General features: G+C 67.8%; 21 protein-coding genes. 9 read left to right on the top strand and 12 right to left on the bottom strand.

Annotated elements, in window-relative coordinates; translation table 11 throughout:
* Positions 1-87: 87 nt before the first annotated feature.
* Together AC3ANU_RS04470 and AC3ANU_RS04465 are read left to right on the top strand one after the other, a co-directional pair.
* Complete coding sequence (locus AC3ANU_RS04470; protein WP_488315528.1) at positions 88-1,566, top strand: HNH endonuclease signature motif containing protein; 1,479 nt, start codon at positions 88-90, stop codon at positions 1,564-1,566.
* A 134-nt stretch (positions 1,567-1,700) separates the two neighbouring features.
* On the top strand, positions 1,701-1,919 hold the full coding sequence (locus AC3ANU_RS04465) for a hypothetical protein (protein WP_056391747.1): 219 nt from the start codon (positions 1,701-1,703) through the stop codon (positions 1,917-1,919).
* A gap of 77 nt (positions 1,920-1,996) precedes the next feature.
* Here the strand turns inward: AC3ANU_RS04465 and AC3ANU_RS04460 are convergent, their stop codons facing one another.
* From AC3ANU_RS04460 to AC3ANU_RS04450, 3 genes are all read right to left on the bottom strand, one after another.
* Positions 1,997-4,345 carry an FdhF/YdeP family oxidoreductase gene (locus tag AC3ANU_RS04460; RefSeq protein ID WP_488315527.1) on the bottom strand — a complete coding sequence of 783 codons (2,349 nt, stop codon included), beginning with the start codon at positions 4,343-4,345 and terminating at the stop codon, positions 1,997-1,999.
* A gap of 140 nt (positions 4,346-4,485) precedes the next feature.
* Complete coding sequence (locus tag AC3ANU_RS04455; RefSeq protein WP_488315526.1) at positions 4,486-5,106, bottom strand: MBL fold metallo-hydrolase; 621 nt, start codon at positions 5,104-5,106, stop codon at positions 4,486-4,488.
* Positions 5,103-6,209, bottom strand: a complete 1,107-nt coding sequence (locus AC3ANU_RS04450) for an S-(hydroxymethyl)mycothiol dehydrogenase (protein WP_144600167.1) — start codon at positions 6,207-6,209, stop codon at positions 5,103-5,105. Before AC3ANU_RS04450 ends, AC3ANU_RS04455 begins: the two co-directional genes overlap by 4 nt.
* Positions 6,210-6,530: 321 nt before the next feature.
* Here AC3ANU_RS04450 and AC3ANU_RS04445 point away from each other — a divergent pair, with 321 nt between their 5' ends.
* The 3 genes from AC3ANU_RS04445 to purM are packed head-to-tail and all read left to right on the top strand — an operon-like array spanning position 6,531 to position 9,715.
* Positions 6,531-6,845, top strand: a complete 315-nt coding sequence (locus tag AC3ANU_RS04445; protein WP_018772123.1) for a hypothetical protein — start codon at positions 6,531-6,533, stop codon at positions 6,843-6,845.
* Between the two features lie 57 nt (positions 6,846-6,902).
* Positions 6,903-8,573 (top strand): amidophosphoribosyltransferase, encoded by a 1,671-nt coding sequence (gene purF / locus AC3ANU_RS04440; protein ID WP_018772124.1) that lies wholly within the window; start codon positions 6,903-6,905, stop codon positions 8,571-8,573.
* Positions 8,570-9,715 (top strand): phosphoribosylformylglycinamidine cyclo-ligase, encoded by a 1,146-nt coding sequence (purM, locus tag AC3ANU_RS04435; protein WP_018772125.1) that lies wholly within the window; start codon positions 8,570-8,572, stop codon positions 9,713-9,715. Before purF ends, purM begins: the two co-directional genes overlap by 4 nt.
* 47 nt (positions 9,716-9,762) lie before the next feature.
* Here the strand turns inward: purM and AC3ANU_RS04430 are convergent, their stop codons facing one another.
* Positions 9,763-10,536: a VOC family protein gene (locus tag AC3ANU_RS04430; protein WP_488315525.1), complete on the bottom strand. Its 774-nt coding sequence runs from the start codon at positions 10,534-10,536 to the stop codon at positions 9,763-9,765.
* 126 nt (positions 10,537-10,662) lie between these two features.
* The gene (locus AC3ANU_RS04425; RefSeq protein ID WP_018772127.1) at positions 10,663-10,896 is read right to left on the bottom strand and encodes a DUF3073 domain-containing protein; all 234 of its coding nucleotides are present in this window, start codon (positions 10,894-10,896) and stop codon (positions 10,663-10,665) included.
* A 272-nt stretch (positions 10,897-11,168) separates the two neighbouring features.
* Between AC3ANU_RS04425 and AC3ANU_RS04420 the strand changes: the two genes are divergently transcribed.
* A complete protein-coding gene (locus tag AC3ANU_RS04420; protein ID WP_488315524.1) occupies positions 11,169-11,846 on the top strand; it encodes a septum formation family protein in 678 nt (225 codons plus the stop codon).
* Positions 11,847-11,892: 46 nt separating this feature from the next.
* On the opposite strand, the gene clpB is transcribed toward AC3ANU_RS04420, so the two are convergent.
* From clpB to AC3ANU_RS04395, 5 genes are all read right to left on the bottom strand, one after another.
* On the bottom strand, positions 11,893-14,535 hold the full coding sequence (gene clpB / locus AC3ANU_RS04415; protein WP_018772129.1) for an ATP-dependent chaperone ClpB: 2,643 nt from the start codon (positions 14,533-14,535) through the stop codon (positions 11,893-11,895).
* Positions 14,536-14,696: 161 nt separating this feature from the next.
* Positions 14,697-15,782 carry an ABC transporter ATP-binding protein gene (locus tag AC3ANU_RS04410; protein WP_134165071.1) on the bottom strand — a complete coding sequence of 362 codons (1,086 nt, stop codon included), beginning with the start codon at positions 15,780-15,782 and terminating at the stop codon, positions 14,697-14,699.
* Positions 15,779-16,639, bottom strand: a complete 861-nt coding sequence (locus AC3ANU_RS04405; protein WP_134165119.1) for an ABC transporter permease — start codon at positions 16,637-16,639, stop codon at positions 15,779-15,781. Before AC3ANU_RS04405 ends, AC3ANU_RS04410 begins: the two co-directional genes overlap by 4 nt.
* 38 nt (positions 16,640-16,677) lie before the next feature.
* Positions 16,678-17,568, bottom strand: a complete 891-nt coding sequence (gene modA / locus AC3ANU_RS04400) for a molybdate ABC transporter substrate-binding protein (protein ID WP_134165070.1) — start codon at positions 17,566-17,568, stop codon at positions 16,678-16,680.
* Positions 17,565-17,975: a TOBE domain-containing protein gene (locus tag AC3ANU_RS04395; protein ID WP_018772133.1), complete on the bottom strand. Its 411-nt coding sequence runs from the start codon at positions 17,973-17,975 to the stop codon at positions 17,565-17,567. Before AC3ANU_RS04395 ends, modA begins: the two co-directional genes overlap by 4 nt.
* Positions 17,976-18,093: 118 nt before the next feature.
* Between AC3ANU_RS04395 and AC3ANU_RS04390 the strand changes: the two genes are divergently transcribed.
* The 3 genes from AC3ANU_RS04390 to AC3ANU_RS04380 are packed head-to-tail and all read left to right on the top strand — an operon-like array spanning position 18,094 to position 20,209.
* Entirely contained in the window at positions 18,094-18,963 is an 870-nt protein-coding gene (locus AC3ANU_RS04390) for a DUF4031 domain-containing protein (RefSeq protein ID WP_134165069.1), read from the top strand.
* Positions 18,960-19,769, top strand: coding sequence for a 2-phosphosulfolactate phosphatase (locus AC3ANU_RS04385; protein ID WP_134165068.1), 810 nt, complete (start codon positions 18,960-18,962; stop codon positions 19,767-19,769). The genes AC3ANU_RS04390 and AC3ANU_RS04385 overlap by 4 nt, the downstream gene beginning before the upstream one ends.
* Positions 19,770-19,825: 56 nt before the next feature.
* On the top strand, positions 19,826-20,209 hold the full coding sequence (locus AC3ANU_RS04380; protein WP_488315523.1) for a VOC family protein: 384 nt from the start codon (positions 19,826-19,828) through the stop codon (positions 20,207-20,209).
* Here the strand turns inward: AC3ANU_RS04380 and AC3ANU_RS04375 are convergent.
* The gene (locus tag AC3ANU_RS04375; RefSeq protein WP_134165067.1) at positions 20,206-20,622 is read right to left on the bottom strand and encodes a YccF domain-containing protein; all 417 of its coding nucleotides are present in this window, start codon (positions 20,620-20,622) and stop codon (positions 20,206-20,208) included. The two genes, AC3ANU_RS04380 and AC3ANU_RS04375, sit on opposite strands and share 4 nt — an antisense overlap.
* 84 nt (positions 20,623-20,706) lie before the next feature.
* Entirely contained in the window at positions 20,707-21,318 is a 612-nt protein-coding gene (locus AC3ANU_RS04370) for a phosphoribosylanthranilate isomerase (RefSeq protein WP_018772138.1), read from the bottom strand.
* Positions 21,319-21,332 lie beyond the last annotated feature (14 nt).

The raw sequence follows: 21,332 nt of genomic DNA, 5'->3' as shown, positions 1-21,332 counted from the left end.
GGAGCCGTCGTTTAGCTCCGATCTCCCCTGCCGGTGAAAGGTCCGGCCGCTCCTCTTAATGTCAGACCCTCCCCCGATGATTAGTTCATGGGGAAAGCAGCGGTGGCCAAGGCATATGCGGATATCCGTGGTGCCCTTGCTGTGCTTCATGCCGAGGTGGAGGGGCACGGTCCCGAGCCGTTCTCGCCGGCTGATCCCTTGGCGGGGCTCGCCGATGGTTGCCTTGATATTCTTGCCGGGGCCCGTCAAGTGGAGGCAGGGTTCGCGGCGTTAAAGGCGAAGGCCGCGGTGACGTACTCGGACAGCGCCCATCGTGTTGCCGGGCCGGATGCTTCGGTGCAGGCGCAGGAGATGGCTGTCGCGGCTGAGGTCGGGTGTGTGCTGTCTCTGGGGCCGCGGGCCGCGTCGTCGTTCCTGGCCGCCTCCCACGCCCTGGCCACCACGCTGCCCCGGACGCTGTCGGCACTGGAAGCCGGGGACCTGTCGTGGCAGCATGCCCTGGCCATGGTTGACGAGACGGCCAGCCTTGATGCCGCCGGTGCCGCCGCACTGGAAGGGCACTTCCTGGACCCGGGCGCCCCGGACCCGGCACGGGGCTGCCCGGCCGGGCAGATGCCCGCGCACCGGTTCAGGGCCAAGGCAAGGATTTGGCGGGAACGCCACCATGCCGAGAGCATCGGAAAACGCCACGCTAAGTCCGTGGCGGATCGGCGGGTGGAGTTCCGGCCGGACCAGGACAGCATGGCCTGGCTCTCCGCACACCTGCCCGCCCACCAAGCCTTGGCCGGCTGGAACCGGCTCACCGCCCTCGCCCGGAGCATGCAGGGCCCCGACGAGCCCCGCAGCATGCCCCAGCTCCGGGCCGACACCTTCGCCGACGCGATTCTGGGCAGCGGCACCGCAACCGGGGATGTTGAAGTCGGTGAAGCAGCACATGTCCCATCGCCACGGATCCAAGCGCAGGTGCTGGTCACCGTCCCGGTGTCCTCGCTGATGGGATTGACCGATGAACCAGCCATGCTCGACGGCTACGGGCCCATCCCGCCGTCCATGGCCAGGCAACTCGTCGCCAACGGCGCCAGCTCGTTCTACCGGGTGTTGGTGGATCCGCGGGACGGGGCGCCGCTGGAGATCGGGCGGACCAGCTACAGGGTCACGGGCGCGATGCGGGCCTGGCTGCGGCTGCGGGACGGAAAATGCCCGTTCCCCGGTTGCAGCAACAATTCACTCGACAACGACGCCGACCACATCCTCGCCTGGAACAACGGCGGCACCACCGGGATCTCCAACCTGGGACAACCCTGCCGAAAACACCACAAACTCCGGCACAGCACCGGCTGGACACCCACCCCGGCCACCAGGAACGAACCACCCGGCTGGACCTCACCCACCGGCCGCCATTACACGTCCGAACACCAGGATTGGGAACCACCATGGTGGCCCCAGTGGCTCAAACGGATAGTGGGACCCCCCGGAAGGTCACTCGGCGGCCCACCGGACCTTGCGTTCATTCCGCTGTCCCCGGGAGAAGAAGCCTTGGAACGGTTCCTCCACGCCCCCGTATGAGGACTGCTGCACCCCGGTCTGCTTTGGACGTGCCCCACGGTTCTACTGGGCGGACTGTATGCCGGGAGCATGGCCGGAACGCGGCCCACGTTTACCCCTTGCCGCCGTTATGACCCAAGTGTTTGGTTGTTGGCATGGCTGATGAAGAGGTATCCAAGAACGTTCCTTCCGACGAGCACCTGCGGCAGGATGTCGCACCCGGGTCGGAGGGGGAAGCCCAGGACCCACAGGACGGGCAGTTTGCCCCCGGTCAAACGAACGCCGGCCAGCAGGTGTCGGGGCTTGCCTCGGCCAGCGGTTATGGCAAGGACCTGGATCCGGAGGCCGAGCCCCACGGAAACAACCCTGTTTAGGCCGTAAACGACGGAAGAGCGCCCCCGCCTCCCCGCTGTTATCCAGCCGGGGACGCAGGGGCGCTCTGTCGCGCCATCTACACGCTGGCCTGCAGCAATCCTGCCTCTTCGGCCACCGCGTCCTCGCCCTTGTGGGGTTCGAAGCGGACGAACATGGCCTTGAAGCCGGGGGTGTTGGAGATGCGGGCCACGTTCTCCTTATGGACCAGGGCGTTGGCCTCGGGGAAGTACGCCGCGGCGCAGCCCTTGGCAGTCGGGTAGGCCACCAACCGGAACTTGTCCGCGCGGCGGTCCACGCCCTGGAAGGTGCTGACTACGTCCACGAGCTCCCGGTCCTGGAAGCCGGATTCGGCAAGGTCCTCGGGGTGGATGAGGATCACGCGGCGGCCGCCGGAGATGCCGCGGTAGCGGTCATCCAGGCCGTAGAACGTGGTGTTGTACTGGTCGTGGCTGCGGATGGTCTGCAGGACCAGGTGCCCCGGCGGCGGGGTGAGGTATTCCAGCGGGCTGACGGTGAACCGGCCGCGGCCGATGTCGGTGGCGAAGGAGCGGGTGTCGCGGGGCGCGTTGGGCAGCACGAAGCCGTTCTTGGTCCGGACCCGGGCGTTGAAATCCTCGAAGCCGGGCAGCACGCGGGCAATGTGGTCGCGGATCACGTCGTAGTCCTCGGCCATGGCCTTCCAGTTGACGGGGTGGTCCGGGCCGAAGGTGGCCTCGGCCATCCGCGCCACGATGACGGGCTCGGCGAGCAGGTGTTCGGAGACGGGGGTCAGGCGGCCCTGGGTGGAGTGGACCACGGACATGGAGTCCTCTACCGACAGGAACTGTGCGCCGTTGGGGTGCTTGTCGTCCTTGTCGGTGCGGCCGAGTGTGGGCAGGACCAGCGAGGTGCGGCCGTGCACGATGTGGGAGCGGTTGGGTTTGGTGCTGATGTGCACGGTCAGGCCGATCCGCTGCATCCCGGCTTCCAGGGCCTCGGTGTCCGAGCAGGCGAGCGAGAAGTTGCCGCCCATCGAGACGAACACGTCCACCTCGTCGCGCTCGAACGCCTCCATGGATTCCACGGCGTCGTAGCCGTGGTGCCGGGGGGAGGTGATTCCAAACTCGCTGTCCAGGGCCTGCAGGAGCCATTCCTTGGGTTTCTCCCAGATGCCCATGGTCCTGTCGCCCTGGACGTTGGAGTGCCCGCGGACCGGGCAGGCGCCGGCGCCGGGCTTGCCGAAGTTGCCCTGCAGCAGCAGCACGTTGACCATCTCCTTGATGGTGTCCACCGAGTGTGGCTGCTGCGTCACGCCCAGCGCCCAGCAGAAGATGGACGCCTTGGACGCCACCAGCATCGACGCCACTTTCTCGATCTGCCCACGGGACAGGCCGGTGGCCCGCTCGGTCTCGTCCCAGTCCAGAGTCCGGCGGGCTTCACGGTAGGCGTCGAATCCGTCCGTCTGCGCGGCGATGAAGGAATGGTCGACGACGGTGCCCGGGTTGGCTTCTTCAGCCGCCAGGAGCAGGTGGCCGAGCGCCTGGAACAGCGCCAGGTCCCCGCCCACCTTGATCTGCAGGTATTCGTCCGCGAGCGGGGTGCCGCCGCCCACCACGCCGGAGACGGTCTGGGGGTCCTTGAAGTTGAACAGGCCCGCCTCTGGCAGCGGGTTCACGGCCACTACCTTGCCGCCTTTGTCCTTGCATTCCTTCAGCGCGGACAGCATGCGGGGGTGGTTGGTGCCCGGGTTCTGGCCGACGACGAAGATCAGTTCGGCGTCGTGGATGTCGTGCAGGGACACCGTGCCCTTGCCGATGCCGATGGTCGGGTTCAGCGCCGAGCCGGAAGACTCGTGGCACATGTTGGAGCAGTCGGGCAGGTTGTTCGTCCCGATGGACCGGGCGAACAACTGGTAGAGGAAGGCAGTCTCGTTCGCGGTGCGTCCGGAGGTGTAGAAGACGCAGCGGTCCGGGGTGCTGGCCCGGATGTGCTCCCCGATCAGCTCGAACGCCTCATTCCAGGAGATGGGCGAGTAGTGCGTCTCGCCCTCCCGGATCACCACCGGTTCGGAAAGCCGGCCCTGGTTGCCCAGCCAGTACTCGGTCTTGGTGGAAAGCTCGGCAATGGAGTGCCTGGCCCAGAACTCCGCACCTACGGTGCGCAGGGTGTTCTCCTCGGCCACCGCTTTGGCGCCGTTCTCGCAGAACTCGGCCGTCTTGCGCTTCTTGTCCGATTCCGGCCACGCGCAGCCCGGGCAGTCGAAGCCGCCACGCTGGTTCAACCGCAGCAGTGACTGCGCCGTGCGGGCCACCCCTGCCTGGGCGACTGCACGCTCCAGGGCAACCATGACGGCCTTGACGCCGGCGGCCTCGGTCTTGGGCTTGTGGACCTCAAGGTTGTCCTCATTGATGTCCGCGACGGGGGCGGGCTGCTTACCGAACTTCATCGTTCCAACTTCCTTACCGGCCTGTGTTGTTCGAAGGTGAGTGGTGTTCGAAGGCGAGTGGTGTTCGAGGGCCAGTGAAAAGCGCGCCGGGCCTCCCGGCGCGCCTTTCTCCGGCACGTCACCTTACTGAATGTCGCTTGCTACTGGGCTACCTTCGCCAGCGTTTCCTGCTCCGCGGCGATGGTGGTGTTCCCGCCGTGGCCGGTGCGGACCACGGTGTCGGCCGGGAGGGTCAGGAGCCGTTCGCGGATGGAGGTCAGGATGGTGGGGTAGTCGCTGTAGGACCGTCCGGTGGCGCCTGGGCCGCCGTTGAACAGCGTGTCCCCGGTGAAGACCGTCCCCTCGCTTTCCAGGTAGAAGCAGGTGGACCCGGGCGAGTGGCCGGGCGTGTGGATTGCCTTCAGGGTTGCCCCGCCCACCTGGAACACGTCGCCATCGGAGTGGTAGTGGTCCGGTTTGGCGTCCGGGTAGACCTGCTCCCAGAGCACCAGGTCCTCCTTGTTCAGGTGGATCGGTGCGCCCAGGGCATCGGCGACCTCGCGTGCGGCACCGATGTGGTCGTTGTGCGCGTGCGTGAGCAGGATGGCCTTCACCTTCCGGCTGCGGACCTGGTTGATGATCGCGGCGGCGTCGTGCGGCGCGTCGATGATGATGCATTCCTCGTCATTGCCCACGATCCAGACGTTGTTGTCCACGTCCCAGGTGCCGCCGTCGAGCGAAAATGTGCCGGAGGTGACCAGGTTTTCGATGGTGACGCTCATGCGGACGCCCCCGCCGGCTGGACCTCGACGACGGAGCGCAGCACCTTGCCCTCGTGCATCTTGCCGAACGCTTCCTCCACCTGGTCGATGGTGATCCGCTCGGACACGAACGCGTCGAGGTCCAGGTTGCCCTGCTTGTAGTGCGAGACGAGCATCGGGAAGTCACGGGACGGAAGGCAGTCGCCGTACCAGGAGGACTTCAGCGACCCGCCGCGGCCAAAAACATCCAGCAGCGGCAGTTCCAGCGTCATCTCCGGCGTCGGCACACCCACAAGGACCACGCGGCCGGCAAGGTCGCGGGCGTAGAAGGCCTGCTTGTAGGTTTCAGGGCGGCCGACGGCGTCAATCACCACGTCCGCTCCGTGGCCTCCGGTGAGTGCACGGATGGCTTCCACGGCGTCCTCCCGGCGCGAGTTCACGCCATGGGTGGCACCGAGCGACTTGGCCATGTCGATCTTGTTGTCGTCGATGTCCACGGCGATGATCGTCGTCGCACCGGCCAGCCTGGCCCCGGCGACCGCAGCGATGCCCACGCCGCCGCAGCCAATGACGGCCACGGATTCCCCGCGCTTGACCTCGCCGGTGTTGATCGCGGCGCCGATGCCGGCCATGATGCCGCAACCCAGCAGGCCCACCGCGGCTGCGTCAACGTCCGGGTCCACCTTGGTGCACTGCCCGGCGGCGACCAGCGTCTTCTCGGCGAAAGCGCCGATGCCCAGGGCCGGCGAAAGCACGGTTCCATCCTCCAGGGTCATCTTCTGCGTGGCATTGTGCGTATTGAAGCAGTACTGCGGCTGGCCCTTGGCACACGCACGGCACTCCCCGCAGACGGCACGCCAGTTAAGGATCACCCGGTCGCCGGGGGCCACCGAGGTCACATCCGGGCCGACAGCACTGACAACCCCCGTGGCCTCGTGCCCGAGCAGGTACGGGAAGTCGTTTCCGATACCGCCCTGCTTGTAGTGCAGGTCGGTGTGGCAGACACCGCAGGTCAGGATGTCCACCAGCGCCTCCCCCGGCCCCGGATCCGGCACCAGGATGGTCTCCAACGACACCGGAGCGTCCTTCTCCCGGACAATGACAGCTTGAACCTTGTGGACCATTGTTCTTGTGTTCCTTTCCTGGACCTTGGCAGTCCGGTAAGTCGGCGACGTGTGCCAATCTAGCTGACGCAGCTGTTCAAGGACGGGGTCTTGGGCCTACCAACCCCTTGAACAATTGCGTAATGCACAACAGAATGCACATAGCGCTACCTAGCAATATGACAGCGGCCACACCTCGTGTCAATAGATATATCAGTTGCAGGGCAGCGGGGCGATAGGCGTCCGGCATTGGCCGCCTGGGCGTTTTTGGTCGCCCGGGGCGCTCAATGGCGGCGGCCGCCCCGTTATGTCCCCAAAATCTCCGGCAGTACGCTTGATGGCATGGCTTTTGAAGAATCCGCTGCCGAGCGGCGCGAAGTAACCGTCCGCCGGGCACCCAAGTACGTTCCCTTCCTGGTCCTGGGTGCGCTGGTGGGTGTTGCTGCAGCCGCAGTGGTTGCCTACGCGGTACCGGGCGATGCAACGTTCGACCCCGGCGCTGTCTTCGGATTCTTCCTGGTGATGTTTGCCGCGTGCGGCGCAATCCTGGGCGCCGCACTGGCGCTGGTCCTGGACCGCCGCAGCCTGAAGCGGCAGGACCGGGCCGTCGTGGAGGCCGTTCCCGACTCGGAGCCGGACACCGATCCCCAGGCGTAGCAAGTCACAAACGGGCGGCCGGAAAAGTCATACCCCATATCGTGAGATAATCGACCAGTGGCACGCGGCGATGGAAAACTTTCCCATGATCTTCTCCCCGGCGAAAAAGGCCCGCAGGACGCTTGCGGCGTCTTCGGCGTCTGGGCCCCAGGCGAAGAGGTAGCAAAACTTACCTATTACGGGCTGTATGCACTGCAGCACCGCGGTCAGGAGTCGGCTGGCATAGCAACCAGCGACGGCAAGCGGATCAACGTCTACAAGGACATGGGCCTCGTGTCCCAGGTCTTCGACGAGACCACGCTGAACACCCTGACCGGGCACCTGGCCGTGGGCCACTGCCGCTACTCCACCACCGGCGCCAGCCACTGGGCCAATGCGCAGCCCACCCTTGGCGCCACCGCCACCGGCACGGTGGCCCTGGCACACAACGGCAACCTGACCAACACCGCCGAGCTCAATGCCATGATCACCGAGCGCAACGGCGGCCACCTCACCGGCGAAATGAAGCAGGGCAACACCTCTGACACTGCCTTGGTCACCGCCCTGCTGGAGGGCGAGCCCGGCAAGACCCTGGAAGAAACCGCCACCGAACTCCTGCCCAAGATCAAGGGCGGCTTCTGCTTCGTGTTCATGGACGAGGGCACGCTCTACGCTGCACGTGACACCTTCGGCATCCGCCCGCTGGTCCTGGGCCGGTTGGAGCGCGGCTGGGTGGTTGCCTCCGAGCAGTCCGCCCTGGCCACCGTGGGCGCCAGCTTCATCCGGGAGATCGAGCCGGGCGAGTTCATTGCCATCGACGAGGAAGGCGTGCGGTCCAAGCGGTTCGCGGAGCCGACGCCGGCAGGTTGCGTTTTCGAGTACGTTTACCTCGCGCGCCCGGACGCGGCCATCGCCGGCCGCTCCGTGTACGAGTCCCGCGTGGAGATGGGCCGCCAGCTGGCCCGCGAAAACACGCAGCAGGCGGACATCGTCATCCCCGTGCCGGAATCCGGCACCCCCGCGGCTGTTGGCTACGCCGAAGAATCCGGTATCCCGTTCGCGCACGGCTTCGTCAAGAACTCCTACGTGGGCCGTACCTTCATCCAGCCCTCCCAGACCCTGCGCCAGCTGGGCATCCGGCTCAAGCTCAACGCCCTTGAATCCGTGATCCGCGGCAAGCGTGTTGTGGTGGTGGATGATTCGATCGTCCGCGGCAACACCCAGCGCGCCATTGTGCGGATGCTCCGGGAGGCCGGCGCCGCCGCAGTGCACGTGAAGATTTCCTCCCCTCCTGTGCAGTGGCCGTGCTTCTATGGCATCGACTTCGCCTCCCGGGCCGAACTGATTGCCAACGGCGCCACCATTGAGGAGATCTCCCAAGCCATCGGCGCAGACTCGCTGGCCTACATCTCCGAGGACGGCATGATCGGTGCCACCCGCCAGCCGCGCGAACGCCTCTGCACCGCCTGCTTCACCGGCAAGTACCCCATCAAGCTCCCGGATGCGGACAAGCTGGGAAAGAACCTCCTGGAACGCACCGACCTGGGCGGCCTGAAGCCCTCCCCGTCCGCGCTTCCCGGCCAAACCGCCGCCCTGGCCGTTGACGCCACCGAGGACCCCGCTGAGAAGGCCGGGGCTACCGGCTGTGATCCGGGCCCGGACTCAGAATTCGAGAACCTGCTGACCGAAGCCGACCTTGTGCCCGACGTACCCGCCGCCACCAGCGCCGATAAGAAAGAGTCCGTATGACTTCCGTTAGCCCCGCCGCAAACAACTCCGGCATCACCTACGCCTCCGCAGGCGTGGACGTTGAAGCCGGGGACCGCGCCGTCGAGCTCATGAAGGATGCCGTCAAGGCAACCCACAACTCCTCGGTGATCGGCGGGGTGGGCGGCTTCGCCGGCCTTTACGACGTTTCCCGGCTGCTGACCTACAAGAGGCCGCTGCTGGCCACGTCCACCGACGGCGTGGGCACCAAGGTTGCCATCGCCCAGGCCATGGACATCCACGACACCATCGGGTTCGACCTTGTGGGCATGGTGGTGGATGACATCGTGGTGGTAGGCGCCGAGCCGCTCTACATGACCGACTACATCGCCTGCGGCAAGGTGGTCCCGGAACGCATCGCGGGCATTGTCCGCGGCATCGCGGCCGCCTGCTCCGTGGCCGGCACCGCCCTGGTGGGCGGCGAGACTGCCGAGCACCCGGGCCTGCTGGGCGAGCACGAATACGACGTTGCCGGCGCAGCCACCGGCGTGGTCGAGGCCGATGCCCTGCTGGGACCGGACCGCGTCCGTGCGGGCGACGTCGTGATCGGCATGGCCTCTTCCGGCCTCCACTCCAACGGCTACTCGCTGGTCCGCCGCGTCATCAACCACGCCGGCTGGGCCCTGGACCGCCAGGTGTCCGAACTGGGCCGCACCCTGGGTGAGGAACTCCTGGAACCCACCCGCGTCTACGCGGCCGATTGCCTGGACCTGGCCCGCACCTTCCCGGTCAGCGCCGAAGCGGCTGTTCACGGCTTCAGCCACGTCACCGGCGGCGGCCTGGCCGCCAACCTGGCCCGCGTCCTCCCCCAGGGCCTCGTGGCCACCGTGGACCGCGCCACCTGGGAACTGCCGGCCATCTTCAAGCTGGTCTCGGAGCTGGGCAACGTGCCCCTTGCGGACCTCGAGCGCACCCTGAACCTTGGCGTGGGCATGGTGGCCATCGTGTCGCCCCAAGCTGCCGACGCCGCCGTTGCCCGCCTGAACGACCGGGGCCTGCCGTCCTGGATCATGGGCACGGTCACCGAGGATTCGGACTCCATCCTGAAGTCCGGCCCGGATTACGTCCAGGGCGCCAAGGGCGTGGACGGCGGCGCTGTCCGCCTGGTCAACGCCTACGCCTAGCCAACTGCTGGAGGCTCCCCACTGCACGCGGTGGGGAGCCTCCACTTTTAAGCGACCTGTATGAGGTTCAGCACACCGCCCTGCGGGTCCTCGATGGTGGCCAGTGATCCCACCGTGGGACGGTCATCCGGCTCCACCAGGACTTCGCCGCCTGCTGCCAGGGCGGCCGCTGCCGCCGCGGCAATATCTGCCGCGCCAAAGTAGATCTGCCAGTCCGCTTCCTCGCCTTCGTCGGCAGGAACGATGCCGGCCACCTCGCTGCCGTCGATGAGCAGCGTGCTGTAGCTGCCGCCGTCGTCCTGGGGGTACTCGGTGACTTCATGGCCGAAAAGCTGCTGGAAGAAGCCGATGGCGGCCTGCGGCTCGGGTGTAAAGAGCTCAGCCCAGGCCAAGGCGCCCGGCTCGTTGAAGAGCCGGCTGCCGAAGTGGGTACCCGCCTGCCAGATCCCGGTGGTTCCGCCGCCGGGAGGGGCCAAAAAGCCCAGCACCCCGGTGTCGCCCACCGTCTCAGGCCCGAACTGGGCGGTTCCGCCGGCATGGCCCGCTTCCTGGAGCAGGTCCGCGGCATTTGCGGCCGCAAAGTAGACGTTCCACTCGGCAGCGGTGCCGGCCTCAAGCTGCAAGGGATTTTGCGGCGCAATGGTGGCCACCAACTGCCCGCGGACAAAGGCCTGCGCGTCGCTGCGGCCGTCCGGAGTGGGGAAGTCCTGGTAGGTCCAGCCGAACAGACGGCCGTAGAAATCTTTGGCGGCATCAACATCGGGGGTCTGGAGATCCGCCCAGCAGGGCTCGCCGCTGGCGTACGTGGTCCGAACAGTCATGCGGTCAGGTTACCAACCAAACACGGAAAGCCCGCTGCCCTGCCGGTAATTCGGTGGGGCAGCGGGCTCCATGACGTAAGCGGCGCCACAGCAGCCGGGCCAGGGGCCACAGCAGGCTTGCGACAACTAGCCGATGCGACGGTTGTCTACCTCGTCGTCATCGTCATCCAAATCATCCGCGTACTTATCCACATAAGCCGAATAGTCCGGTTCGACCGGTTCATTCGAGTAATGGCTCGTTGAACGACTTCCAGGGCCCGTCAGCTCACGCTGAAGTGCCGAGTAGTCAGTGTTCGGGGAGTAGTACTTAATGTCCCGAGCCTGCTTGGTAGCTTTTGCCTTTTGACGGCCGCGCCCCATGGCGTGACCCCCTTTTGTACTTGGACCGGAGGTGGTCACCTTGGCGATCGGTGAGGCCCCGGAATGTTTGGTCAATTTGTCGTACACCTAGATTACATGCTTTCGGCGGGCCCCGCTTGCCGCCCGGCGCCCCGGACGGCCGGGTGGGGTACCATGATGCACCTCCTCCCGCGGGATTCCGGCATTTTTCTTCGGTAGAGTCGCTTAAGAACTGCCGATTTTATCTGGCCGTTGGCGAGCCGTGGCACCAAAACCCAGGAGGATGCGCACCCGTGAACCACCAGGACATCCCGCCGAAACCCGCTTCGCCTCCGCGGACCGGAAGCCTGCCGAAGATCCACAGTGGGACCGGTTCAGCCCCCGCCCCGGAATCCGTTACCTGGTCCCAGCCGCGCCATGATCCTGCGCCGGAAAAACACACCAACAGGAAGCCTGCCCTGTGGAAGGCGTTTCTGGTCGTCGTCATCCTCGCCGTTGCCGGCTCACTGGTGTGGCTTGCCGTCTGGTTGAACTCCTCGCCCGGCACCGATGCGGCAAAGAATGACGCACAGGGCGTGCTGCAAACCACGGTCACGCCGCCGGCCACTCCCCAACCCCTTCCCCGCGAAGGGGTCGCACCCCCGGCGTACGCACTGGGTGACTGCTTCAAGGATTTCGATCCCCAGGCCCTGACGTCCACGCTGGTGCCCTGCGATACGGGCCATTCGGCCCAGCTGGTGGCCACCTTGACATATCCGGAAAGCGCCAAGTACCCGGGGGCGGAGCCGCTCAAGGCCAAGGCACTGGAAGTCTGCCAGGCGGCGAAACTCGGCCCGGCGGCGAAAAACTTCCAGCTCAACTACCAGCGCAGCTTCCCCAGCAGCACCAGTTGGGAATCCGGCGACCGCAGGGTTGATTGCTACGTCACGGCAGACACCGGCAATGTGATTAACGCGAGCGTGCTGCCCTGACGGTCAGCCCGCCAGGGCAGCACGGCCCGCTTCAGAGGCCCTGCGGCTAGTCCTTCCGCCGCACCGACAGTCCGGAACTGGGGGCGCCCGTCAACGCGTCCACGTTGCCTTCGGTCAGTTCCCCAAAGTCCGGCGCGGTATCAACCAGGACGGTGTCGCCGTCGCTGATTTCACCGGCGAGGATGGACTTGGCCAGCCGGTCGCCGATCTCGCGCTGCACCAGGCGGCGCAGCGGCCGGGCGCCGTAGGCGGGGTCGTAGCCGGACAGCGCCAGCCAGGCCTTGGCGCTGTCGGTCACATCGAGGGTGAGCCGGCGCTCGTGCAGCCTGCGGCCCAGTTCCGCCACGTGCAGTTCCACAATGTGCGCCAGCTCCTCCACCGTGAGGGCATCGAACAGCACCACTTCATCGAGCCGGTTGAGGAACTCCGGCTTGAAGGACGCGTTCACCGTGGCCATGACCGCATTGCGCTTGGCCTCGGCGTCCAGCGTCTGGTCCACCAGGAACTGGCTGCCCAGGTTGGAGGTGAGCACCAGGATCACGTTGCGGAAGTCCACGGTACGGCCCTGCCCGTCGGTGAGGCGGCCGTCGTCGAGCACCTGCAGGAGGATGTCGAACACCTCGGGGTGCGCCTTCTCCACTTCGTCCAGCAGCACCACCGAGTAGGGACGACGGCGCACGGCCTCGGTCAGCTGCCCGCCTTCCTCGTAGCCCACGTATCCCGGAGGCGCCCCTACCAGCCGGGCGACGCTGTGCTTCTCGCCGTACTCGGACATGTCGATCCGCACCATGGCGCGTTCGTCGTCGAACAGGAAGTCCGCCAGGGCCTTGGCCAGCTCGGTCTTGCCTACGCCGGTGGGGCCCAGGAACAGGAAGGAACCCGTGGGCCGGTTGGGGTCACTGATGCCCGCCCTGGCGCGCCGGACGGCGTCTGAGACTGCGGCTACAGCCTTGCCCTGGCCGATGAGGCGCTTGCCGAGCTCCTCCTCCATGTGCAGCAGCTTCTGGCTTTCACCTTGCAGCATGCGGCCGGCCGGGATGCCGGTCCACGCGGAAATGACCTCCGCGATGTCTTCTGCCGTCACTTCCTCCGCCACCATCTGCGCGGACTTGTCCGTCACGGCGGCCTCCGCTTCGGCAGCGGCGTTCAGCTCGCGTTCCAGCGCCGGAATTTCCCCGTAGAGGATCCGCGAGGCGGTCTCCAGATCACCCTCGCGCTGGGCCTTGTCCGCGGCGGACCGCAGCTCATCGAGCTTGGCCTTCAGGTCACCCACCCGGTTCAGGCCGGCCTTTTCAGCCTCCCAGCGGGCGTTGAGCGCGGAGAGCTCCTCCTCCTTGTCCGCCTTGTCGGCCCGGAGCGCAGCCAGCCGCTCCACGGAGGCAGCGTCGGTCTCGCCCTCCAGCGCGAGCTCCTCCATGGTGAGCCGGTCCACCTGGCGCCGCAGCTGGTCGATCTCCTCCGGGGCGGAGTCGATCTCCATGCGCAGCCGGGACGCGGCCTCGTCCACCAGGTCGATGGCCTTGTCCGGCAGCTGGCGGCCCGAAATGTAGCGGTTGGACAGCGTGGCTGCCGCCACCAGCGCGGAGTCGGCGATGGAGACCTTGTGGTGCGCCTCGTAGCGCTCCTTCAGGCCACGGAGGATGCCGATGGTGTCCTCCACGCTGGGCTCGCCAACGTACACCTGCTGGAAGCGGCGTTCCAGGGCTGCGTCCTTCTCGATGTTCTCCCGGTACTCGTCCAGCGTGGTGGCGCCGATCAGCCGCAGCTCGCCACGGGCCAGCATGGGCTTGAGCATGTTGCCGGCGTCCATGGAGGAATCGCCGGTGGCGCCGGCGCCCACCACGGTGTGGATCTCGTCGATGAAGGTGACAATCTGGCCGTCTGAGCCCTTGATCTCCTCGAGGACCGCCTTCAGCCGCTCCTCGAATTCGCCGCGGTACTTGGCGCCGGCCACCATGGAGCCGAGGTCAAGGGAGATGAGGGTCTTGCCCCGCAGGCTCTCCGGGACGTCGCCGGCCACCATCCGCTGGGCCAGGCCTTCCACCACGGCGGTCTTGCCCACGCCGGGTTCGCCGATGAGCACCGGGTTGTTCTTGGTGCGGCGGGACAGGACCTGGACAACGCGCCGGATTTCGGCGTCCCGGCCGATCACGGGGTCCAGCTTGCCGGCGCGGGCCATGGCGGTGAGGTCGGTGCCGTACTTCTCGAGCGCCTGAAAGGTGTTTTCGGGGTCCGGGCTGTCCACCTTGCGGTCGCCGCGGACGCCCGGCAGGGCGGCGAGGAGTGCCTCGCGGGAGGCGCCGGCGTCGCGCAGCAGGCGGGCGGCGGCATCGTTGCCGGTGGAGAGGCCCACCAGGAGCACCTCGGTGGAGACAAAGCTGTCGCCCAGACGGTCCGCTTCCTCCTTGGCGTGCTGGATGGCCTGCAGTGCGGGCCGGGACAGCTGCGCCTGCTGGCTGGAGCCGCCCGACGTGGCGGGCAGTGCCTTGATGGCACTGCTGGCCTGGACGCTGACGGCATCGGGATCGGCGCCGGTTGCGCGAAGCAGCGCGACGGCGACGCCCTCACGCTGGTCCATCAGCGCCTTGAGGAGGTGGGCCGGTTCCACCTGGGGGTTGCCGGCCGTCGAGGCGTTCATTGCCGCGGCGGAAAGAGCCTCCTGGCTCTTGGTGGTGAATTTGACGTCCAAAGAGAGCTCCTTTCGGGGGCTTGTTGACTAAGTTGAGTCTACTACGCTCAACTTTGGACGGCGACGTCCACTAGCCATGTTTGCCCACGGCGAAACGGCTGTCCAGAGCCGGAGGTCCCGCCGGGCCTGCTTGGACAATCGGCTGCCGGGACATACTCCGCCTAGGTCCCGTACACGGACACGGCCGCAGCCTTGACCACGAAGTGCACCGTCATGCCGGGGACAAGGCCCAGGTCGGCGGAGGCGGCAGGGGTGATGTCCGCGGCCAGGCCGCCGGCCCGGACGCGGATCTGGTCGCCGTGCGGCTCGAGGTCCGTGATGGTGACGGCAAACGAGTTCCGCGGGCTGCCGTGCGCATCGTCGAGGAACACGGAAACGGCCGACGGCGGGAACACGGCGACGCCGGGACCGCCCGCCCTGGGCAGCGGGCCAGGCTCCCCGGACGCCGCGGCGGGGACGGCTTCCTCGTCGTGGCCGGCAATCCGCAGGCCGTGGCTGGTCCGCACCCCCGCCCCGTCGAGGATGCCCGGAATGAAGTTCAGCCCGGCGAGCCCGGCGGCAAAGGAGCTGCGCGGCCGCTCCAGCACCGCCCGGGTGGGGCCTTCCTCCGCGATCCGGCCGTTTTCCAGTATGACCACCCGGTCCGCGAGCACCAGCGCGTCCAGTACGTCGTGGGTCACGATGATGGCCTGCCGGCCTGCGAGGACGCGCTTGAACAGGCGGCGCAGCAGCGGCGCGGAGTGGATATCCAAGGCTGCCAGCGGCTCGTCGAGCAGGAGGAGGGCGGGGTCGGCGGCGAGCGCACGGGCCACGGCCACGCGCTGGGCCTGGCCGCCGGACAGCTGGGCGGGACGCCGCCCGGCCAGTTCTCCGGCCTCCACCTCGGCCAGCCAGTGCAGCGCCTGCTCCTCCGCATTCCGCTTGGAAACTCCGGCGCTGCGGGGCCCGAACGAGACATTGTCCAGGGCATTCAGGTGGGGGAAGAGCAGCGGTTCCTGGGCCAGCAGGGCGGTGCCGCGGCGGTGCGGAGCCGCCCACGTACGTTTTCCGCCGTCGAGGTCAAAGAGGGTCCTGCCGTTGAGTTCGGCCCGGCCGCTGTCCGGCCGCAGGAGGCCCGCGATGCCGGCCAGCAGGGTTGATTTACCGGCACCGTTGGGCCCCATGACGGCCACGGTTTCGCCCGGTCGGACGCTCAGGGCCACGTCGAAGCTGCGCCCGGCCACCACTGCGCGGAAGGACAATGTCACCGGACACCCCCTCCTGCCGGGGCCGGCGCCGTCGTCCTTTTGCCTGACCCGGAACGGCCCGGTGCCGGGCGCCGGTATGCAAGGGCAACCACCGCCACGGCGACGGCCACGAGTACCAGGGACAGGGCGACAGCGGCGTCCGGGTCCGTTTCGCGCTGCAGGTAGATTTCCAGCGGCAGGGTCCGGGTCACCCCCTGCAGGCTGCCCGCGAACGTCAGCGTGGCGCCGAACTCGCCCAGGCTCCGCGCGAAGGCGAGGACCGCGCCGGACGCCAGCCCCGGGAGCACCAGCGGAAGCGTGACGCGCCGGAACACCGTGCCGGGCCGGGCACCCAGTGTCGCCGCCACCGCCTCATACCGGGAGCCCGACGTGCGCAGGGCACCCTCAAGGCTCACCACCAGGAACGGCAGCGCCACGAACGTCTGCGCCAGGACCACCGCGGTGGTGGAGAAGGCGATCTGCAGGCCGAGCACGTTCAGCGCCTGCCCCAGCAGCCCCTGCCGGCCGAACGTGTAGAGCAGCGCGATGCCGCCCACCACAGGAGGAAGGACCAGCGGCAGGAGCACCAGCGAGCGCAGCAGCCCCTGCAGGCGGAAGGTGTCCCGGGCAAGGACCAGGGCCAGCGGCACGCCCAGCACAATGCACAGCAGGGTGCTGGCGGCCGACGTCCGCAGGCTCAGCCCCAGCGCGGTCAGCGACGGCCCGGAGGTCACCAGCGGGAGGAACCGTGGCCAGTCCACGCGGAGCACCATCGCCAGCAGCGGAAGCACGACGACGACGGCGGCCAGGACGGCCAGCGCGCGGACCCAGCCGGGGATGCCGGAGTAGGCCGGGCTTGGGGTGCGTGGCCGCACCATGGGCAGAAAGGGCTGCCGCCTTGCTGCCTGCTTCCGGGTCACTTGACGCTTCCGTCACCGGCGCCGGCCGGCCCAAACCCCGCTGCAGCGAGGACGCGCCGGCCTTCCGGACCGGTGACCAGGTCCAGGAAAGCCCGGGCGGCGGCCTTGTTCCGGCCGCCGGCGACGCCGGCGATCGGGTAGGTGTTGACCGCACTCCCTGATTCCGGGAACTGGATCCCGGCCACCTTGGACCCGGCGGACTTGATGTCCGTGCCGTAGACCAGCCCGGCGTCGGCCTCCCCGGAGGCCACCTTGCCCAGGACGTCCGTGACCGCGTTCTCCTCGCTGACCGGATTCAGCGCCACTCCGGCCGCCTCCGCGGCCGTGGCCGCGGCAGTCCCGCAGGGAACCTGCCTTGCGCAGGTGACCAGTTTGAGGCCCGGCCGGGCAAGGTCCTTCAGTGCGGTGATTCCTGCCGGGTTGCCCGGCGCTACTGCGATGGCGAGGGTGTTGGTGGCGAAGTTCCTGGCGGCGCCGTCCACCAGCCCGGCGTCCTGCACCTTCTTCATGTTGGCCAGGTCCGCCGGCGCGAAGACATCCGCCGGCGCCCCCTGGCTGATCTGGCTGGCCAGGTCCGAGGACCCTGCAAAGCTCAGGGCAACCGTGGTGCCGGGGTTTTCCGCCTCGAAGGTGCGGGCGAGTTCGGTGAAGGTGCCTTTGAGGGAGGCGGCCGCGAAAACGGTGATGGTGCCTTCCGGCTTGGCGCCTGAGCCGGCTGCGCTGTTGCCCGCGCTGTTCTCCTCGCCAGGGCCTGTGCCCTGGGCCGCTCCGCCCGCAGCGCAGCCGGTGAGGACGGCCAGCAGCAGCACGGCGGCCGGCAGGACAGCAAGCGAAAGGAGCCGCGCCAGGGAGGCGGACGCCGCGGTACGCGTGGAGGTCCGGGTCATGCGGCGGCCCTGCCCTTCGGGGATTCGATGATGACCGTTGTTGCCTTGACCACCGCCGTGGCCACCGAGCCCGGTTCCAGGCCCAGTTCCCGCACGGCCTCGCTGCTCATCAGCGAGACCACCCGGAACGGCCCGCACTGCAGTTCCACCTGTGCCATCACCTTGTCCGTGATGACGTTGGTGACCAGGCCCACGAACCGGTTCCGGGCGGAGCTGCTCCCGCTCTTGGGGTCATCGGGCAGCTGGGCCAGCTTTTGCGCATGCGTCGCCAGCTCGAGTCCATCGACGGCGAGCCGGCCGGAACCGTCCCGGAGCGGGGTAAGTGTTCCGTGCTCCGTCCAGCGGCGGACGGTATCGTCACTTACGCCCAGGAGACGGGCAGCTTCAGAAACGCGGATAAGGGTCATTTCTTGATTCTAGTCCGCAGATGCGGATTAGGCCTCCGCTTCTGGGAGCATATGCAAAATGACTGCGTGCCCCGTGGCTGCGCGTCCCCTGCCCGAAGGGCGGCACTAGACTCCTTCCATGGCCATCTACATTGACCCGCCTCTGTGGCCTGCACACGGAACACATTTCTCGCACCTGGTCTCGGACTCTTCGCTGGATGAGCTGCATGCGTTCGCAGCTGCCGCGGGGATCCCGGAGCGGGCGTTCGACGGCGACCATTACGATGTGCCGGAACGCCGCATTGAGGAGCTGGTGGCGGCAGGCGCGGTCCGGGTGGAGGGCAGGGTGCTGGTCCGCAAACTGATCGCCAGCGGGCTCCGGATCCCGGCACGCCGGCGGAACAAGTCGCTGAAGGTCCCACTGCTGTCCCGCTGGGAAGCCATCATGCCGGGCCGTGACGCACTCTTCCTGGACCTGCTGGACCGATGGAGCGAACCACACCGCCATTACCACGGCTGCACCCACCTGCTCTCCGTCCTGGAGGCACTGGACCTGCTCACCGAACCGGGCGAGGCGCCGCGGACCGTGCTGCTGGCGGCCTGGTTCCACGATGCCGTGTACCGCGGCGCGGCGGGCAGGGACGAGGAGGAGTCCGCCCGGCTGGCGGAAAGCCGGCTGGCCGGGACCGGACTGCCGCCGGACGAGGTGGCGGAAGTGGCGCGGCTGGTCCGCCTCACGTCGGACCACCGGCCCGAACCAGGGGACCACGACGGCGCCCTCCTCTGCGACGCGGACCTCTCGGTCCTCGGCGGCGATCCTGAGGAATACGCCCGCTACCTTGCCGCTGTCCGCAAAGACTACGCGCACATCGGTGACGCCGACTTCGCAGCCGGCAGGGCCGCCGTCGTGCGCCACCTGCTGGAACTGGACCCGCTCTTTCACCACCCACGGGCCCGGGAACTGTGGCAGGACGCCGCGCACCTGAACCTGAAAGGTGAACTGGCATGAACGTTCCGGGCTCCGGTTCACGGCACACGCACTCCGCCAATGCCGCGCACCGCCAGCTTCCGTTCACGGTCAGGCTGGACTGGGGCCTTGATGGAGCCGGGACCGTGGCGTCCGGCGCCGACATTGCGGTGGTGGTGGATGTCTTTTCCTTCAGCACCTGCGTCAGTGTGGCGCTGGACCGCGGCGCGGAGGTGTTTCCCTACCCGTGGCGGGACACCAGCGCCGAAGACTTCGCCGCCCACCACCAGGCGCAGCTGGCCGGCCCGCGCGGCGGTGGCGGGCTGAGCCTCTCCCCCGCAAGCCTCCGCGCGGCAGAAGCCCTGGGAAAAGTGGTCCTGCCCTCCCCCAACGGGTCGGAACTTTGCCACGCGCTGGCCGGGGACGTACCGCTGGTGGCCGCAGTGTGCCTCCGGAACGCCGCAGCCACGGCCGACTGGGTGGCGGCGAACCTTCCGGAGGACGCGGTACTGGCGGTGGTTGCTGCCGGGGAGCGCTGGCCGGACGGCACGCTGCGGCCTGCGGTGGAGGACCAGATCGGGGCGGGCGCGTTCATCGCCGGGCTGGCGGCCGCCGGCAGGGGCGGCTACGAAGCCGGGGACGGCAGGCACGGCTACGCGCCGGAGGCCGTAGCTGCCATGGCCGTTTTCGAAGCCGCCGAACCTCGGCTGCGTGAGATGCTCCAGTTGTGTTCCAGCGGCCGCGAGTTGACCGGGGCCGGCTACCCAGAGGACGTGGACATCGCCGCGGAACTGGACCAAAGCGATTCGGTGGCCCTCCTGCGCAACGGGGCGTTCCGGCCGCTCTAAGGGGCTGCGGCTTCCACGGGTTTACGGATGCCGGAACCGGATGCAAAACTGCACGGATGAGCCTGCGCATCCAAGCCCTTGCCATTGATTCCACCGACCCCCGGGTTCCTGCTGCCTTTTGGGAAAAAGCGCTTGGCTGGCGCCGCACCCATGAAGAGGACGACGAGATCGTGGTGGAGCCGCCGGCAGGCAGCGCCGGGGACGGCGTGTTGCCGGACCTGCTTTTCCTCAGGGTCCCGGAGCAGAAGGAACTCAAGAACCGCCTTCACCTGGACCTCCGCCCGGAGGACCAGGACGCGGAGGTGGCCAGGCTGGAAGAGCTGGGCGCCCGGCAAATCTCGGTGGGACAGGGGGCAGCGGCAACCTGGGTTGTCATGGCTGATCCCGACGGCAACGAGTTCTGCGTGCTGCGGGCGATGCGCCCGGACGGATCCGCCTAGCGGTAGCGGCTGACGGGGTAGTTGCTCACAAACGGCGTATTGGTGGGCACGATCTGCTTGCCCAGCGGCATAAGGGATACCGGGATGAGCTTGAGGTTGGCGATGGCCAGCGGGATCCCGATGATGGTCACGGCCATGGCGAACGCGGTCACCACGTGGCCGATGGCGATCCAGATGCCGGCCACGAGCAGCCAGATCACGTTGCCCAGCAGCGAGAAGACACCGGTGCCGCCGGGCTTGTCCACCACCATCCGGCCGAACGGCCACAACGTGTAGGCGGCGATCCGGAACGAGGCGATGCCCCAGGGGATGGTGACGATCAGCAGGCAGCAGACCACGCCCGCGAGGAAATAGCCCAGGGCCAGCCACAGGCCGCCGAAAACCAGCCAGATGATGTTCAGAAGTGTCTTCATGCACCCATTCTGCCCCCAGCCCCTGCCACGCGGCGCTGGGGGACTCCCCTGATCCTGCCCTGATCCCCGGCCGGGCTGCGGCGCCTACACCGTGGCGGCCGACTTTGCGGCGTGGACAAAGGCGCGGATCTTGGCAGGGTCCTTCACGCCCCGGGATGCCTCCACGCCTGAGGAAACATCCACTCCCCAGGCATGCGCGGCCGCTGATGCCTGGCCAACATTGGCAGCGTCCAGTCCGCCGGCGAGCAGCCAGTTCCGTCCCTGCAGCACCGGCAGGTCCGCCACGGAGGCGTAGTCCCAGGATTCCCCTGAGCCCGGCACCGCGGCGTCAATCAGGAGCAGGTCCTCGCCCCAGTCGTCGAACTCATCCTGGCCGGCACCCATGGTGACGGCCCTGACCAGCTTCATGCCGGCGTCGTGCACTGTTGCCACGTCCGCACGCGACCGCTGGCCGTGCAGCTGGATCCATTCCAGGCCTGCGGCCCGGGCAATGGCGATGGCGTCCGCCACGGGCTCATCCCGGAAGACCCCGATCGGGGAAACACCCTTGGGGACCCCTGACAGCAGGGAGGCCACCTGCGACGGCGAGACAACGCGGGGGCTCGCGGTGAGGACGAACCCCACGGCGTCCGCGCCGGCATCCACCGCTTCACGCACCGATTCGGGCGTGCTGAGACCACACACTTTAACGAACATTCCCGGCTCCTTCA

It is taken from the genome of Arthrobacter sp. SDR-2R (genome assembly GCF_057747955.1).
The sequence above is the reverse complement of the archived record's forward strand: the minus strand, read 5'-3'. Positions and strand labels throughout refer to the sequence as shown.

Bases quoted from the DNA above. Each gene is read 5' to 3' on its own strand.
- AC3ANU_RS04375 (WP_134165067.1), bottom strand. From the start codon at position 20,622: ATGAAGACACTTCTGAACATCATCTGGCTGGTTTTCGGCGGCCTGTGG.
- AC3ANU_RS04455 (WP_488315526.1), bottom strand. From the start codon at position 5,106: ATGAGCGTCACCATCGAAAACCTGGTCACCTCCGGCACATTTTCGCTC.
- modA (WP_134165070.1), bottom strand. From the start codon at position 17,568: ATGACCCGGACCTCCACGCGTACCGCGGCGTCCGCCTCCCTGGCGCGG.
- AC3ANU_RS04390 (WP_134165069.1), top strand. From the start codon at position 18,094: ATGGCCATCTACATTGACCCGCCTCTGTGGCCTGCACACGGAACACAT.
- AC3ANU_RS04445 (WP_018772123.1), top strand. From the start codon at position 6,531: ATGGCTTTTGAAGAATCCGCTGCCGAGCGGCGCGAAGTAACCGTCCGC.
- AC3ANU_RS04460 (WP_488315527.1), bottom strand. From the start codon at position 4,345: ATGAAGTTCGGTAAGCAGCCCGCCCCCGTCGCGGACATCAATGAGGAC.
- AC3ANU_RS04430 (WP_488315525.1), bottom strand. From the start codon at position 10,536: ATGACTGTTCGGACCACGTACGCCAGCGGCGAGCCCTGCTGGGCGGAT.
- AC3ANU_RS04380 (WP_488315523.1), top strand. From the start codon at position 19,826: ATGAGCCTGCGCATCCAAGCCCTTGCCATTGATTCCACCGACCCCCGG.
- AC3ANU_RS04450 (WP_144600167.1), bottom strand. From the start codon at position 6,209: ATGGTCCACAAGGTTCAAGCTGTCATTGTCCGGGAGAAGGACGCTCCG.
- purM (WP_018772125.1), top strand. From the start codon at position 8,570: ATGACTTCCGTTAGCCCCGCCGCAAACAACTCCGGCATCACCTACGCC.
- AC3ANU_RS04470 (WP_488315528.1), top strand. From the start codon at position 88: ATGGGGAAAGCAGCGGTGGCCAAGGCATATGCGGATATCCGTGGTGCC.
- AC3ANU_RS04405 (WP_134165119.1), bottom strand. From the start codon at position 16,639: ATGGTGCGGCCACGCACCCCAAGCCCGGCCTACTCCGGCATCCCCGGC.
- AC3ANU_RS04385 (WP_134165068.1), top strand. From the start codon at position 18,960: ATGAACGTTCCGGGCTCCGGTTCACGGCACACGCACTCCGCCAATGCC.
- AC3ANU_RS04425 (WP_018772127.1), bottom strand. From the start codon at position 10,896: ATGGGGCGCGGCCGTCAAAAGGCAAAAGCTACCAAGCAGGCTCGGGAC.
- AC3ANU_RS04465 (WP_056391747.1), top strand. From the start codon at position 1,701: ATGGCTGATGAAGAGGTATCCAAGAACGTTCCTTCCGACGAGCACCTG.
- AC3ANU_RS04395 (WP_018772133.1), bottom strand. From the start codon at position 17,975: ATGACCCTTATCCGCGTTTCTGAAGCTGCCCGTCTCCTGGGCGTAAGT.
- AC3ANU_RS04370 (WP_018772138.1), bottom strand. From the start codon at position 21,318: ATGTTCGTTAAAGTGTGTGGTCTCAGCACGCCCGAATCGGTGCGTGAA.